The sequence below is a fragment of the Halomonas sp. BC2 genome (assembly GCF_002078115.1).
GTDB classification, from domain to species: Bacteria; Pseudomonadota; Gammaproteobacteria; order Pseudomonadales; family Halomonadaceae; genus Vreelandella; species Vreelandella stevensii.
Map to the genome: position 1 here is coordinate 100,429 of NZ_LFGT01000023.1, position 15,978 is coordinate 116,406.

General features: G+C 60.9%; 11 protein-coding genes and 2 CRISPR repeat arrays. All 11 genes read right to left on the bottom strand.

Translation table 11 applies throughout. From position 1 onward, the window contains the following. Positions 1 to 31: 31 nt before the first annotated feature. Positions 32 to 1,585: a CRISPR direct-repeat array (repeat unit 29 nt; unit sequence CGGTTCATCCCCACGCCTGTGGGGAACGG). 110 nt (positions 1,586 to 1,695) lie between these two features. Then, on the bottom strand, positions 1,696 to 1,989 hold the full coding sequence (gene cas2e, locus B7L71_RS14170; protein WP_081138738.1) for a type I-E CRISPR-associated endoribonuclease Cas2e: 294 nt from the start codon (positions 1,987 to 1,989) through the stop codon (positions 1,696 to 1,698). A 1-nt stretch (position 1,990) separates the two neighbouring features. After that, positions 1,991 to 2,911 (bottom strand): type I-E CRISPR-associated endonuclease Cas1e, encoded by a 921-nt coding sequence (cas1e, locus tag B7L71_RS14175; protein WP_081138739.1) that lies wholly within the window; start codon positions 2,909 to 2,911, stop codon positions 1,991 to 1,993. Between the two features lie 3 nt (positions 2,912 to 2,914). Further along, entirely contained in the window at positions 2,915 to 3,613 is a 699-nt protein-coding gene (gene cas6e, locus B7L71_RS14180) for a type I-E CRISPR-associated protein Cas6/Cse3/CasE (RefSeq protein ID WP_081138741.1), read from the bottom strand. Then, positions 3,613 to 4,392, bottom strand: coding sequence for a type I-E CRISPR-associated protein Cas5/CasD (gene cas5e / locus B7L71_RS14185; RefSeq protein ID WP_081138742.1), 780 nt, complete (start codon positions 4,390 to 4,392; stop codon positions 3,613 to 3,615). Before cas5e ends, cas6e begins: the two co-directional genes overlap by 1 nt. Before the next feature lie 11 nt (positions 4,393 to 4,403). Further along, on the bottom strand, positions 4,404 to 5,498 hold the full coding sequence (cas7e, locus tag B7L71_RS14190; RefSeq protein ID WP_081138744.1) for a type I-E CRISPR-associated protein Cas7/Cse4/CasC: 1,095 nt from the start codon (positions 5,496 to 5,498) through the stop codon (positions 4,404 to 4,406). Between the two features lie 68 nt (positions 5,499 to 5,566). Continuing rightward, complete coding sequence (casB, locus tag B7L71_RS14195) at positions 5,567 to 6,253, bottom strand: type I-E CRISPR-associated protein Cse2/CasB (RefSeq protein WP_081138745.1); 687 nt, start codon at positions 6,251 to 6,253, stop codon at positions 5,567 to 5,569. Continuing rightward, complete coding sequence (gene casA, locus B7L71_RS14200) at positions 6,250 to 7,950, bottom strand: type I-E CRISPR-associated protein Cse1/CasA (protein WP_081138747.1); 1,701 nt, start codon at positions 7,948 to 7,950, stop codon at positions 6,250 to 6,252. Before casA ends, casB begins: the two co-directional genes overlap by 4 nt. Before the next feature lie 483 nt (positions 7,951 to 8,433). Further along, positions 8,434 to 11,130, bottom strand: coding sequence for a CRISPR-associated helicase/endonuclease Cas3 (locus B7L71_RS14205; RefSeq protein ID WP_081138789.1), 2,697 nt, complete (start codon positions 11,128 to 11,130; stop codon positions 8,434 to 8,436). 290 nt (positions 11,131 to 11,420) lie between these two features. After that, entirely contained in the window at positions 11,421 to 11,825 is a 405-nt protein-coding gene (locus tag B7L71_RS14210) for a type II toxin-antitoxin system HicB family antitoxin (protein ID WP_081138748.1), read from the bottom strand. A gap of 23 nt (positions 11,826 to 11,848) precedes the next feature. Continuing rightward, positions 11,849 to 12,031, bottom strand: a complete 183-nt coding sequence (locus B7L71_RS14215) for a type II toxin-antitoxin system HicA family toxin (RefSeq protein ID WP_081138750.1) — start codon at positions 12,029 to 12,031, stop codon at positions 11,849 to 11,851. A 211-nt stretch (positions 12,032 to 12,242) separates the two neighbouring features. Further along, a CRISPR array of direct repeats spans positions 12,243 to 14,162; the repeat unit is 29 nt; unit sequence CGGTTCATCCCCGCGCCTGCGGGGAACGG. Positions 14,163 to 14,435: 273 nt separating this feature from the next. After that, positions 14,436 to 15,869, bottom strand: coding sequence for an aminotransferase-like domain-containing protein (locus tag B7L71_RS14220; protein ID WP_081138751.1), 1,434 nt, complete (start codon positions 15,867 to 15,869; stop codon positions 14,436 to 14,438). Between the last annotated feature and the right edge of the window lie 109 nt (positions 15,870 to 15,978).

Consider the following 15,978-nt stretch of genomic DNA (forward strand, 5'->3'; position numbering starts at 1 on the left):
GTTTCAGCCTGTTCTGGAAGAGCGCGATCTGCGGTTCATCCCCACGCCTGTGGGGAACGGCGGCAAGCCCTCGACCTCCTGTTCCGAGCTGCCGGTTCATCCCCACGCCTGTGGGGAACGGGGCGTCCACCTCGTCACCGTCGGCGCCCTTGGTGGTTCATCCCCACGCCTGTGGGGAACGGTGGCTCAGCTGTCGCCTGAGTTCACGGCGCGCCGGTTCATCCCCACGCCTGTGGGGAACGGCCCAGCTCACGGCCGCTGTCGATCAGCAGCGCCGGTTCATCCCCACGCCTGTGGGGAACGGCACCCCAGCCGAGATGCCCTGCTGCGTGATGCCGGTTCATCCCCACGCCTGTGGGGAACGGGCGTTGAAGTCACGCCACACGTCGGCCCGGGACGGTTCATCCCCACGCCTGTGGGGAACGGCCCCGCCATCGGCCCCGCGCTGCTGGCGGTGCCGGTTCATCCCCACGCCTGTGGGGAACGGTGAGCGACGACGAAGGCGACGATGATGAGTAACGGTTCATCCCCACGCCTGTGGGGAACGGGCGGCCCGGCAGTATTCGTAATCCTGCTGAGTCGGTTCATCCCCACGCCTGTGGGGAACGGCATCCATCGCCGCTGCTGCCGGTACCGCAACGCGGTTCATCCCCACGCCTGTGGGGAACGGGCTACAGCCTGCTGCCAGAGAATGCCAGCGCGCGGTTCATCCCCACGCCTGTGGGGAACGGTGTTGGCGGGATATTGACGCTGTTTCGCAATGCGGTTCATCCCCACGCCTGTGGGGAACGGATTGATGCCCGTCGGCACGTTGTTGAGCATTACGGTTCATCCCCACGCCTGTGGGGAACGGGCGCGCGAAGCGGCCTGGGACTACCTGTCCGCCGGTTCATCCCCACGCCTGTGGGGAACGGAGCGATGCTCACTCTCTCCCCCCTAGCCAGGCCGGTTCATCCCCACGCCTGTGGGGAACGGTTTTCTACATAGATCACTCTTCGCCAGGATGACGGTTCATCCCCACGCCTGTGGGGAACGGCTTCGCCCGGCTGGGCATGGGCAGCAATCACGCGGTTCATCCCCACGCCTGTGGGGAACGGAACGGCAGCAATGCTGGCCTCGGCGCGCTGAACGGTTCATCCCCACGCCTGTGGGGAACGGAACGGCAGCAATGCTGGCCTCGGCGCGCTGAACGGTTCATCCCCACGCCTGTGGGGAACGGACCAAGCGCTCAAACGTGCCGGGCTCAAGAATCGGTTCATCCCCACGCCTGTGGGGAACGGTCCAAGGTGGTGAAGCCCAGCACGTGCATCCCCGGTTCATCCCCACGCCTGTGGGGAACGGCCCTCGATCTCGGCCATGACCCGCAGCACGTGCGGTTCATCCCCACGCCTGTGGGGAACGGGACGGCACGCTGACTGCGGGCGGGCTCAAGACCGGTTCATCCCCACGCCTGTGGGGAACGGGGCGCCACTGATCACCAGGCCAGCCGAGAGCGCGGTTCATCCCCACGCCTGTGGGGAACGGGACCTCTTCCCCCGCCACCGCCTGCAAGCGGGCGGTTCATCCCCACGCCTGTGGGGAACGGTCTAACTGTAGATAATTGATCTAAAAAAGAAAAATCGACAGCAGAAATTCCACCAACGATTTTGCTTATTTTTTGTACAAACTGCATTTTTAAAGATCTAGGATTATCAGCTACTTAGCTTCGGCGGGCAGAAAGCGTACCAGACGCAACCCATCGTGATCCCAGGGCTCACGCCGATTAGCACCATAGGTCTGGAACTCGAAGCCGGACTCATGGTTGCTGGCCCAGGCCATGACGACATTGCCATCCTCGGCCAGGACGTTGACATGTTCCCAGATCATTTCTCGAATCCGCTTACTGACATCGCCCACATACACGCCAGCGCGAATCTCCAGTAGCCAGACGGCCAGCCGCCCGCGTAATCGAGGTGGCACGGCTTCGGTGACAACGACGAGCATGGCCATCTCATTGACTCCTATGGCCGCTATCGCCCACCGACGGCGGTTCGGGGATGGCGGGCGGTACGGCGTCGGCTGGCGGTGGTGGCGGTTCGATCTCGCCCGCCGCCAGCACCTCTTCGATCATGGGGATGATGCGTTGCAGTAGCCGGGTCTGCTTGAAGGCATCGCGGCAGGCAATGCGCACCTCGCGCTCCGGCATTGGCGGGTTCTTCGCGGCGATGCGAAACGCTGCCGGAACGACGGTCTCGAATTTGACGATATCGGCAATGTCGTAGACGAAGCTCAACGGCTTGCCGGTATGCAAAAAGCCGATGGCTGGGGCATAGCCAGCTGCCAGAATGGCCGCTTCGGTAATGCCGTAAAGACAGGCGGTCGCCGCCGAAAGGCATTGATTGGCCACATCCGAGGCGTCCCACTGCTTTGGATCGTAGCGCCGCCCTTGCCATTTCAGGCCATACTGTTTGGCCAGTACCTGGTAGGTCTTGCGCACTCGTGCGCCCTCGATGCCGCGAAGCTGTTCGACGCTGCGTCGGGAGGGTGGCTCCTCGCCAAAGCGCAGCTCGAACATCTTGCGCACGACCTTGAGCCGCAGACCTTCGTCCAGCGCCAGCTGGGCTTGGTAGAGCAGTTTGTCGGAGCGGGCTCCGCCGGGCTGCCCGGCGCTATAAAGCCTCACGCCCGCATCGCCCACCCAGATCAGCAGCGTACCCACGACCGAAGCCAGCTTGACCGCCGCATGGGAAACCCGGGTGCCGGGTTCGAGCAGCAAGCACGCCACCGAACCCACCGGGATATGCATACGCTCGCCGTTGACCTCATCAATGACGACAAAGGCCCCGTCGCGCACGTCGATCTGCCCCATGCCGACGAATATCATCGACATGCGATCCTTGATGGGGATGGGTTTGAGGGGAATGAAGCTCATGGGTCACTCCGGTACGCGGCGTAGTAACAGCAGGCCACAACCAAAGGCCTTGGCACGGCCAATGCCGTGTCGTAGCACCTCATTGAGCGCCACCGGGTCGGCCACCTCCAACAGACCTTCGTAATCCACGCTGGAGTAGCGGATGGGCTCCCCGCCCTCCTTCTTGCTCAGCGCGTGCTGACGGTATGCACCCACCTCCGGTGCGACCGGCAGGGTGAAGCCAAAGGCGTCCGCCCGATCAGTGAGCCACTGGCGTGCAGCGGCATCCATCGCATCGGTACATGCCTGGCTCGTCCGCTCTCCTTTCGGGAAGGGGTAACGCGCATCCATCAGCACGTCGGCTCGCATAGAACGACGCCCTTGGCCCATCGGTTTGGCAATGGTGGGGTTAGCACGCAGGCGAAAGGCCAGCCGTTCGCCCTTGGCAAGCTGAGGGGCAAACGGCTTGCACTGTACCTCGAAGCCCTCTACCGGCTCTGGAGCGCACACCGAACCAACGTAGAACCGGGGTAGTCCGGCGCCCTTGCCGTTGGCGTCTTCTTCCATCTCCTGGCGAAAGATAAACGGCCGCTCGCCTTCGGGCACACCGGGAAACAGCCGCCATAGCAACTGATGGGCGGTATAGGCGCCGCCCTCCAGCACATCGAACAGCTCGGCACGGGTCAAACGATTGAGGTCCAGCCTGACACTTGAAAGATACATTAGCGCTCTCCTTTCAGCGTTTCGGTGCGCCGGTTTTCCAAGCGAGGGCCGAACTGCCAGCGGCGTCGATGGAGTGGTTCATCCCAGACGTCGCTGGACTCACTGGCCGCAACGCCATCGAGCGCATCGGCTGACCCTTCCCAGGCATAAAGCACTTCATCGGGTAGGCGTAGCAGGCGCTTATCCTTCGCCTCATTCCCCACCAGCGCCAGCCAGGTGCGTTCCGGATCCAGCGCGCTTTCAAAACGGTGATCCAGTGCCTGGCGCCAGTGGCTGGCCTCGATCACGGTCGGCACCAGTGGCGCGGCCAAGGGGCACGCCTTGCGGCCGAGGTAGAGCGGGAAACGGGGCTTTTCCAGCCCCGCTTTCAGTTCTTCCAGGGTCCAGGCAGCGTTTGGGGCCAGCCGAACCGCTACACTCCACAGACCGTCGCAGCGATAATCTCTCGACGAGAGAATGGTGTTGAGCGCCTCCTTGGGCACCGCAAGCTCCTCGCGGCGGGTACGGTGGATCACTTTCGATTGCGACGACGGTACCTGGACGGTGTGGTAGTCGCGCATCAAAAGCCCCGGTGAGCGCTGTTTGATCGCCACCTGCAGGCCCTTGCGCAGTTGATGCTGGCCATCATCGTCATCGCGGCGGATGCCGAGAGCTGCGCCGATAAACCCGAGTATCGCGCTGCGGCTCGGGTAGGTCGCCGTCGGCCGCGTTTCGCCAACGGCGGCCTCGCCCCAGCTCGCCATGGGCGCGTAGAGGCGAAAAACCAGATGGTGTGGCATATCGCCTCCGCTTAATTATCGCTTTTGAGAAAGGCCAGCAGCGCTTGCAAGTTGCCGCGCTGAATCTCTCCCTTCAGGAAAGGCGTGTCGTACTCCGGCGTGGCCGAGAGGATAAAGCGCCGATCCGCCCCTGCGCCGTAAGCGTCATCGAAGGCCTGGGCCTGTCTTTCCAGTTTGTCGATGGCGCTGACCGCCTGGGCTTCGCCGTTGACCGGCTGCAGGAAAGACGCGGCCAATGAACGCGGCTGCTGGTCGCCTTTCTCTGCCAGCACATAGCTTGCCTGGGCGCGGGAACCGTAACTGTTCTGCTTACCCTTGGGCGAGATCTTGACGGCGGACTCCACCAACGCTTCGATGGCACGGTCGGCCAGCTCGGTATTGCCCTGCAGGTTCTCGACCAGCAGATCCCGGTCGATGCAGAGGTAGAGGTAGAACAGCCCGGCGGCGAACCCGGCTTCACCGATATGCGCGGCGCCGCGGTCGTCGTCGCCGGTATTGAGGTCATCGACGGCGGTAAAGTAATCGTCCTCGACCTCGGCGGCGTGCACGGTAATGGCATGGGCGACCTGACAGGCCGCTTCGACATTGTAGCTCGGCGCGGCCGCCAGCATGCGTCCGAACAGCGCCACATCGACGGCAGTGGGCCGCCGAGCGAGCAGCCCCTTGAGTTCGTCGTCGGTCGGCTCGCGGTTCTCGACGCCTAGCACATCGGCGAGTTCTTCAAGCGCGGCAATTTCTTCCGGCCCGACGTGAACCAGCTGCTCGATTTCGTACTCGTGCTTTTCGCCCTTGTCGACCTTGCGCAGCTTGCCGAAGACCCCGGCGATCTTCTCAGCGCTGCTACTCGCCACCTTCTCGTTGGCGCCCGCGTTGGTCATCCACTTGTAAACCTCTCCTCCCAGACACTTGGTGCGCGTGCCCTTGTGGCCATCGATCGCTGCTTCGAACAGATCGGAGGTGCGCCAGTTGCGCTTGAGACTCTGCGAGGAGACACGCAGCCGCCGGGCGCCGCCCATAAAGGCCGTCTTGGGGCGACCCAGATCGTCGCGGTTGAGGTTGGACGGTGGGTAGGAGGTGAGCAGGTGCAGCTGAATGAAGTGGCTCATGATGGGTTCCCTGAATAAAAAATGTGACGAATGCCGAAAAGTGGTTGTTGAAAAGCGACGACCGATATTCAGTCGCCCGCTGCCGTTTTCAACGCTCGCGCCTGGAAGTAGGCGTCGCTCATGACGAAGGCAAAGCGCTGGGGCGCCTTGGCGCGGTATTGTCCGCGCTGCTCGCGCTCCCATAGAGCGACCATATCGGCCAGGCGAACAACGCTGACACCGGTGCCATCCGCGAGCTTGAGCGCCCGGCGAAAGCGCCGGATCAGTTCCTCTGGCGTATGACAGTCGAGCAGTTGTTGAAAGCGTAAATCGCTCATGCGCGGGGTATCGACGGTATTGGGCCGCTTCTCGCCCAGCCGTTTGCCTAGGGGAGCGTCGAACGTCTCGGCGCGCAGCTCGCATACCACCGCGGCAATGACCGACCAAACTTCGAGACGTTGAGTGCGCTTACTCGATCCCTCATTAGCCGCCTCCGACCAAGCCCGTGATTCGAGCGCCTGCCAGAGATGGCGGAACGCTTCCGTCAGCATGACCGACTCGATAGCGTCGCAACGGCGCAGCGCGGCGCGCACACCACGGGGGTATGGCCACTGCTTTGTGTATCGCTTGAGTTCCGACTGATCCATGACCAGCCGCCGCCACCACTGGCGCAGCGCGATCGCCTCCTGCTTGTCGAGAGCATACAGATAGCCCTCTGCCGCAGCCGTCTTCTCACCAGACTCTGGCTGTTCTGACTGTTGTTCTACTTCACTCATACGGTCGTCCCCTCCGGATTGTTTTCAGGTGCCGGGGTGCTCAACTCGAAACCGCCCACTTGGGCAAAGGTCTGCACCGTTTTGCCGACTTTCTTGCCGCGGCCATTCAGATAGGCGTGCAAGTAGCGCCGCGCGCTGGTGATGCGCTCGAGCTGCTGCATCTTCATACCCTCCAAGGGGCCGCTGATCGCCTGGTCGTCGAACAGCGCCAGCGCCTCGCGCTTGAGCGCCAAATACCACTGGCGGTGGATTTCGGGCGAAAGCTCCGGCGTCTCCATTTCCTTGCGCAGCACCTCGCCCATCTCCCGCAGCGCAGAGAAAAACGCCAGTTGGGTCGCCTCGAAAAATTGGGCGTCGATCTGACTCATATCGCCCTTGGCGTCTTCCGGGCGCTTGAACCAGGCGCGCTTGAGCTGGTTGCGCAGGGTCCAGGTAATCTCCGAGGCCAGATCGACGAAGCGCTTGGCCCAGCTGCGCAGCGTCTCTTGATAAGCATCGGGCACGCCCACCAGCGGCATTTCCACGCTGTACCAACCGCGCGGCTTCATGTTGTCCATGTCGTAGCCGAACACCCAGAGCCGAGTGCGCTTGAAAAGCGCCTCGAACGCTTCTCCATCGTCTCGCGCAGCCGCCACCATACGGTACTTGTGCAGATGGTGCGTCACCACGCGAGCGGGCAGCGCACCGCTTACGGCTTCATCTTCCAGCACCAGCCCAGGCCAGTGACGATAGCCCAGCCCGCCGGGCTGGCCCTTGCTGGAAAGCGGCAATTCGTCGTTTTTCTTGGGGTTGAGCTTGCGATAGGGCGTCAGCGGGTGCCGCCAGGGTCCGTCGTAGTTGGCACCCTGCTTCTTGGCGCGCAAACGGCGTACCGGGCGCGCGGCCTCACAACCGCAGAGGTCGCAAGTTCCCGGCGTGTCGTCAAACAAAAGCCGGTAGCGCCTGGGCATCGACCAGAAGGCGTGCAGCGGGTGAACCTGCTCGGGCAGCACCTCTTTGCCCTTCTTGTCGCTGATGCGCGTCTCGGCCATCCAGAAGAACAGATCGCTATCATCAACCCTGGGGGCGCGCCAGGTCTGCCCCCGCTGGCCCACCGCGTCGGCGGGCATCACATTGGGCCAGAGCCGCGCCCACAGCGATTTGCTCTCGTCTTCCGGCAGAATTAGCGTGGTCAGTGGTCCGCCACCGCGCAGGCCAACGCGAATCCCGGCCCCACCGGCGGGCGCGTTGATCTGCATGGTAAAAAGTGCCAGCGCCGCGCACTCCGGACAGACGGTTTCCACCCGGCCGCGCTTGACGAAGAAATCGGTATTGTTCTTGATGCCGTTGGCGCCGGGCGAGTCGATCAGAAGACCGGCAACAGGCGCTTCCTTCACGTCCTCCAGCGGATCCAGGTCCTGCATAAAGCGCGGGCCGTCGCCATCCAGCTCGAAGGCGGAGGCAAAGGGCACCAACAGCTCATCAAGTTCGGTCACGCTGGGCGGCGTCTGGTAATGATCCAGCCAGGCATCGGTATCATCCGGCGTCATCGCTGTCTGCAACAGCGCAATCAGAAATTGCCAGGCCGCGCCCTGAAAATCGGCGCGAGAGAGTGCAAGATCAAGCACTTTCGGATCGGCCAAGGCCGAAGGTGGGCGGTAGCAAACGCTTCCGTCTACAAAACGGAAAGGTAGCCACGGATCAGTCAGGAGATTCATGGGCGTTCCTCAAATTAAAAAAGGGCTGACTCCTTACAGAGTCAGCCCCACGCCTAGCCCAGTTCTTTCAACTGGCTGCTGCTTGTAGAAACTGTCGACTCGACAACGCGAAAGCTCTTGATATCGATGACTCGGCCATTACCGAGGTGCAGATAGATGCGGAAAAACATAATGCCTCCTATGGCATTTGCTGCATTAGGAGACGACAGGTACTTGTGTACTAACACCAAAAACTTTAGCCTGCTGGTGCGAGCAACATGCATAGTTCGGTGATCTGTCGCCGTTCTATGCTTCTCTAAAAATATTAAGGTGCTCAGTGCAAAATAATGCAAGCCCAATAAATCTCGAAAAGCTAAAACTGTTCTACAGATCCATGGCATCCTTGTCAAGCTTCGTGCATCCTATATGCGACGTTCGCTGCACCAGCAGTGATAAACCTGTGCTTAGCGCCAAATAGGCAAGGCCAAGGCGTCGTTCCCCGCGTCAGCGGGGATTTTCTTTTTCAAAACTCACGCCCCACTGCTCGTCGTAACCACAGGTATCGTCCTCTTCCGGCAGCCAGGGCTGGACGAAGCGCAGCCCGCGGTGGCGCTGCTGCAGCGCTTCCCACTGTTCGGTATGGTGCTCCGGTAGCGCGGCGAGCTTCTTGACCTGGCTCTCCCTTAAGCGGCATCGGCTCAGCCGGTCGGCGTGGCGGTGATCTTCTACCCAGAGCACCAGTTCATCTCCACGGAGCTTGAGCAGTACGACCTCGACGCTTGGCTCGTCGCTGAGCCGGGTGCCAAACTCGCGCTCCTCCTGCCACGGATCGAAATCGCCATCGAGGTGGTAGCCGTCCTCCAGACTCAGTGCATTATGGGTAGCCATTGAGGTTGCAAACTTATCCATTCCGGTACGCTCGAAACGTGCCTGGTCCAACGCCTCGGGAATGTCGTCTACCGGGAAGGCGTAGACGCTTTCGATCAGCCTACGTGCTCCATTGTGTTTCTCTCCCGGCATGGTAATAGCACCCAACTCACACAGAATGCGCTGAGTGAGCCAGATCAGCGAGGTGTCCTTATAGACCGCCTGTGTGCCGCGGCGTGCTTGACTTAGCCAATCCGCTTTGGGCGCTTCATCCCATTTTGGAGCAAGCACCTGTAGCACCGGGTCAGGACGCTTCCCCCGCTGGTGACGCTGAAGACGACCGGCCCGCTGGATCAAGAGGTCTATGGGCGCGACATCACTAACCATTTGGTCAGCATCGCAATCGAGGCTTTCCTGAAAAACCTGGGTGGTGACTAGCACCTGACCCCACCTCAGCGAGGCATTGGAGGTCTTGCCGAAGCGGCGAATCACCTCGGACTCAATCCGTTGGCGGTCTACCATGGCAAAACGGGCGTGAAAGAGCAGACAGCGCGCCGGGTCGGGGTGGCGCTCGCGCAGTTGCTGGAAGGCAGAGACGGCATCGTCGACGGTGTTGCGAACCCAAACGATGCACTCGCCCGCGTCTACGGCTATCAACACGTTTTCAATGGCCTGTTCTTCGCTCTGCAGCCACTCGATGGCTACGCTGCGTGCTACCTCCGGGCGCGTCTCTATATGTATTTCTTCACAAGAATCTTGGCCACAGTGTGTTAGTAGCGGATACGCCGTATTTTCCAAAGAACGAGGCAAGTAACCCAATCCATGCTGCCAGGCCGCTACCAGTGACTCGCGCATAGCGTGTGGCAATGTAGCGGTCAATAGAATCGCGCTGCCGCCTTGGCGGGCGTGGTGCGCCAGCAATTGGTGTAGCAGAGTCTGCATGTAGTGATCGAAAGCGTGAACTTCATCGATGATCAGCACCTTGCGCGCCAGCCCTAATAGGCGCAGCGACTGATGATGAAACGGCAGCACGCCTATTAGTGCCTGGTCGATGGTGCCAACGCCCACGTCCGCCAATAGCGCCTTTTTGTTCGAGTCGGACAGCCAGCGGTTGCATTGGGTCGAGGCGCTGGCGTCTTCTGCATCGTAGTCGTCGTTCTCCGGCTGGGCGATAGCGCGTTCGAACTCCTCGTTGAGTGCGCGAGCCCCGTGGGCAAGCACCAGCGAAGGCCGAGAAGCGCTGCTATAAAAATGGTAGTGCAGGTTGCCTAAACGGCTATACATGGCATTGGATGTCGCCATGGTGGGGAGCGCAAAGTAGAGCCCTTCGCCGTGCCCTGCGGACAACAGGCGCTGAGCCAGAATACAGGCGGCTTCGGTTTTGCCCGCTCCGGTCACGTCTTCCAGAATGAACAGCTGCGGCCCAGCCTGAAGCGGCAGATCTTCTGCCTTCTTCTGCAGCGGGGTCGGTGTCACCTTTCCTGCAAACCACTGGTCAAGCCCAGCGTAAGGCACTGGCTCCGGCGGGCGGGTAAAGCCGGTGGCGCCCAGTACCGCTTCGGCTTGCTCGAGCGCTCGCGGCCAGTAATCGGCCAGCGCCATGGGCTGCTGGCAGTAAGGAAAATAGTCCCGATTCGAGCCCAACCAGTCGCTGAGCGTCGCCCAGCCCGCTATCGTCCAACTCAGCGTCTTGAAACTCTCGAGCCATGCTTCGTCCAGCAGTTGTTCGACGGGCCAGTATGGCTCGACCAGCGCGGCCCAGTCGGCGACGAAATCGCCAGCGGCGGCGGCATCATCAAGCTCGCCATCGTCGATGAAGAAGTCCGCAAGAGTGAGCTGACCGGTCGCCACGGGTTGGCCATGGTGGCCGAAGAATGGCGCCAACAGATGGCCCATGGGCATCAACAGCTTGCGTTTGGTCGCCGTACTGTCTCCAGGCCAGCGCAATGCGCCGTCCTTGCGCCAGCTGTTCCAGCATGCGTCCCAGAGCAATACGCCCAAACGGTCGTGTCGCTGCTTGTAGGGTTTGCCTTGCGGCGTTGCCATGCCGTCGAGCGAGAGTTTAAGTACCTCCTGAAAGGCTCTAGAGAACTTGCCCAGGTCGTGAAGCCCCAATAAAAAAACCATCAGCCGTCGTAATGACTCGGTCTCAATACTCAGACGCGCAGCCAGCTGTTGGGTCAAAGGGCGCTCAGGGGCCAGCAGGTGCCAGCCAACGGCCGCTACATCCAGGCTATGCCAAGCAAGCAAATGACAGGCATCCTCTGACTGTCGCGGTAGGGCCTTGCCAGCATAACGATGATAGGCCGGTAGGCATGGGGGTCTGCTCGGCATGATCAAAATGTTCTCCCTTCATCTGGATGGCTACCACATCCACCTGGTTACCAACGCAGAGCATTGACGACTCCACCGACAGCCATATCAACTCATTAAAATTAGCCATCTCACCAAAACTGACGATAGCGTGTCTGGAGGTCGAAAGGAAGGTCCAAAACGACCGGTGATGGAACGCATTGCGTCATCATAAAAAAACCCCGCGCTCGGTAGAGTGCGGGGTTTCCATTCGGACTGTGGCTTCAGCCTCGCTATATAAATACGTCTTTCGCTTCGAGCCAGCCTGTTCGTTACGCGTGGTTCAGCTTTTCCAATGCCGCCGAGGCAATGAACGCAGAACGACTTTTAATACCGTGGGTGGTCACGTATTGGTCGATCTGACGAATGACGTGACCTGGCAGCGTCACATTCACCTTTTCGGTTTTGCCGAGGTAGGGCGTGATATCAATATCAATAATCCCCCAGCCGCACCCTTCAAATTCTGGATTTTGGCGATGCTCCGCAATGCTGCGCGGCATGGGAATATCTTTATTCTCGTTGGCTAATTCTTCCAACTGGATATGAGCCACTTCCACTGCCATTTCATAAGCATGTTCGGTCGTGTCACCCGCTGTCACAGCACCGGGAATGTCCGGAATGACGATACCGGTGGCGGTGTGTTCATCGCCCCATTCGATAGCAACCGGATATTGCATGAGTTACCTCCTGAACGGCCGAGCTACCTGAGCCCCGCAAGTTTTCTGATATTGTGGATGGTGCCCTTAGGCAAATCCTTTTTCGGATGAGGCACGGGCACACTGCCGAGCTTGGTAGGGTGCTTGAATACGTGATGGCTCCCACTAACACGATCTAGATACCATCCATCAGCTTCCATCTCCTTGATGACATCCTTGCTTTTCACCCTTCCTCCTTGTTCTTTTGGTCAATTAAAAAATAACCCCAGAGTTATAAATTTGCAAGAATTCATACCTCCAGACGCACTTCTAGCTCCACACCAGCCTTAGATATGAATATTCAGTCGATGATCCTGGAGGCACTAGCCTGATCGCCGTCCACAGTGTATTCCTATGTTTACAATGGACCACTTCAGCCAGAAAACGCTCCCTTCAACTTGGTTCATCCCCGCGCCTGCGGGGAACGGAACACGCCGCATATCACCGCCTCCGCCACGTCCGGTTCATCCCCGCGCCTGCGGGGAACGGACCACTGAGGTGCCGCTAAGCAGCGCCTCCATCGGTTCATCCCCGCGCCTGCGGGGAACGGGGTGGCTTTGGTTTTCACGCGCACCTGCACGTCGGTTCATCCCCGCGCCTGCGGGGAACGGACCCGGCAGAATCGTGCCAGCGGCGGGAAACTCGGTTCATCCCCGCGCCTGCGGGGAACGGGGGGTGGCCGTACAGGGCGGTGTAATCAATCCCGGTTCATCCCCGCGCCTGCGGGGAACGGTCCTGCAGCAGCTCAAACGGAATGGCGATCGACGGTTCATCCCCGCGCCTGCGGGGAACGGTATAAGGGTGCAGCGAAACTCTAGCGGCGTCCCGGTTCATCCCCGCGCCTGCGGGGAACGGAAGCCGTCAACAATACCAGTATGAACCCTAGACGGTTCATCCCCGCACCTGCGGGGAACGGAGCCACTCTAAGGCAGATGAGTAGATAAAACGGGGTTCATCCCCGCGCCTGCGGGGAACGGTTCACGCAGTAAGGCCAGGAGATCAGCGTCGTCGGTTCATCCCCGCGCCTGCGGGGAACGGGCTGAGCGGTTCATCGGCGCCGCGGCCTGCGCCGGTTCATCCCCGCGCCTGCGGGGAACGGACGATGAAGGGCTGGGCGGAATTGATCACGAACGGTTCATCCCCGCGCCTGCGGGGAACGGACGCCATCAACACACAAGAGGACTTCTACGACCGGTTCATCCCCGCGCCTGCGGGGAACGGATGCCGCGTTCTTTCGATATTTTCTCTTGCAGCGGTTCATCCCCGCGCCTGCGGGGAACGGCTCGGCCTGCCGCCTTTTACTCTCGATCTCGGCGGTTCATCCCCGCGCCTGCGGGGAACGGAGTGCCAGGTCATCGTCTGTCTCCTGATCCACCGGTTCATCCCCGCGCCTGCGGGGAACGGACGCACTCTGTCTGAATGGTCTGATAATCGCGCGGTTCATCCCCGCGCCTGCGGGGAACGGGCCTAAATGGCTTTCTGAGACTTTGGAGTGTGCGGTTCATCCCCGCGCCTGCGGGGAACGGAATCACTGACAGGTCACCACTGCGGGCAAAGTCGGTTCATCCCCGCGCCTGCGGGGAACGGGCAATATCAGCCGCGCAGGGAGAGCCTGCCGACGGTTCATCCCCGCGCCTGCGGGGAACGGATCCGCTCAGCGCCGCAAAGTCCTGGAGGTTGCGGTTCATCCCCGCGCCTGCGGGGAACGGCCCAGGTGACACCGTCAATTACCACCGAGGGCCGGTTCATCCCCGCGCCTGCGGGGAACGGCCCAGGTGACACCGTCAATTACCACCGAGGGCCGGTTCATCCCCGCGCCTGCGGGGAACGGCGGCAAACCGGCTCATAGAGGAAGGGCGGAACCGGTTCATCCCCGCGCCTGCGGGGAACGGCGGCAAACCGGCTCATAGAGGAAGGGCGGAACCGGTTCATCCCCGCGCCTGCGGGGAACGGCGGGGCAGGCGGTGCTTTACCCTCCTCGGCGGCGGTTCATCCCCGCGCCTGCGGGGAACGGCACAATGAAACAGGCGGGCAAGGGCTTGACTACGGTTCATCCCCGCGCCTGCGGGGAACGGTCCCGGATTATACTGACGCAGAAGCCGTGGAGCGGTTCATCCCCGCGCCTGCGGGGAACGGCCCATACGTGATTCGCATGCTTACCTCCCAATCGGTTCATCCCCGCGCCTGCGGGGAACGGCCTCTTCCGGCAAGTGGAGGGCCGGGGCCAGCCGGTTCATCCCCGCGCCTGCGGGGAACGGGATCCGCTCCCACTCAGCAATGCGCTCAATCACGGTTCATCCCCGCGCCTGCGGGGAACGGACTAATTGTAGATGGCTGTTCTGCAAGATAAAAATGTTCAGTAGAAAGTTCACCAGCGGTTTAGATCGATTTTTGACCAGAACAATATTATTAAAGAACAGTAAAATCAGTATGTTGCAGAAACCTATAAAAATCGCACCAAGCCTCGCGCAATCGTATACGTATGCAGCGTTTTCAAGAAGTGAGGTCTCTCTTATGGCATTCGCATTCACTCATGGGAGACGACTCGCGCAGGGCGCTATTGGATGTGCTAACTGACCGATTCCTTCGTTTTTAGACGAGCGACGCCTGCGCCTTCTCCACCATCTCAGTGGCAAGCTCTCCTACCGTTCGCACCGCGTCTTCGATGGCGGGGGTGAGCGTAAACGCATAGTTCAGCCGCAGGCACTGGCGGAACTTGCCGGAGGCGGAGAACAGCGAGCCCGGCGCCACGTGGATGGCATGCTGCGCCAGACGCTGATTGAGCTTCACGCAATCCACCGCGGCGGGTAACTCTACCCATAGCAGGAAGCTGCCCTGGGGGTAGCTGATGCCCGAACCATGCGGGAAATAGCGCTGCACCCAACCGATCATGACGTCTCGCTGGCGCTGGTATTGCCGGGTCACGTGGCGCAGGTGCCGCTCGTAATGCCCTTTGGCAACGAACTCCGCCACGGCCAGTTGGGGCAGCGTGGCTGAAGCACCGGTGGAGACGTATTTCATGTGCAGCGCCTGATCGCGATAACGCCCCGGCGCCAGCCAGCCCACCCGTAGCCCCGGCCCCACCGTTTTGGAAAAGCCGCTGCACAACATCACGCGGCCATCGTCATCGAAGGATTTCACGGTGCGCGGTCTTGGCAGGCTAAAGGACAAGTCACCGTAAATATCGTCTTCGATAATCGCCACATCGAAACGCTGGGCAAGCTGAAACAGCGCCCGCTTGCGCGCCTCCGGCATGGTGTACCCCAACGGGTTATTGTAGGTGGGCGTGACCTGTATGGCGCGGATCGGCCACTGCTCCAGCGCCAGCTCCAGCGCCTCAAGGCTGATGCCCGTTTGCGGATCAGTGGGGATTTCCAATGCCTTCAGACCATTGGCTTTCAAAATCTGCATGGTGCCGTAAAAACTGGGCGAATCGACGGCCACCACATCGCCGGGCTGTGTCAGCGTGCGCAAGGCAATGGCCAGCGCTTCCTGACAGCCCGTGGTGATCAGCAGATCATCTGGATGCAGCAGGCAGCCAGACGCGACCGCGAGCCTGGCGACCTGCTGGCGCAGCTCGGGACTGCCGCTCAGCTTGTCATAGTTGAAACCATGCAGATCATTGCGACGGTGAAGACCCGCCAAGATTCTGGAGAGCGGGCGCAGCGTCTCGTACTCCAGGTTAGGCACTCCCCGCCCCAACAACAGCCGCTGATCATCGCGCTGGGTAGCCACGAGCTCCAGCACCTGATCCCATTGAGAGATGTCCAGCGGCCGCTGGGCAGGCCGCGACATGGACGGCAGCACCGCGGGTGCTCGGCTCGGCAGCACGAAGTAACCCGACTTGGGCCGCGACTCGATCAACGCCACATCCATCAGTTGCCGGTAGGCTTCCTGGGCCGTCGAGATACTCACGTCCAGCTCCTGGCACACCGCTCGAATGGAGGGCAGGCGGTCGCCCACACGGTAGATACCGTGCTCGATACGCTCGCGCAGGATAGCGGCGACTTCTTCATAGCGCGTCATGACAATCCCCTTCTTATAGCCCACCCTGCCATACAGATGGCGTGCCCAACCGCCATACAGAGGTATAGCACGCCCATCTGTATCTTAAAAATAAAAAACCTAATGTCTG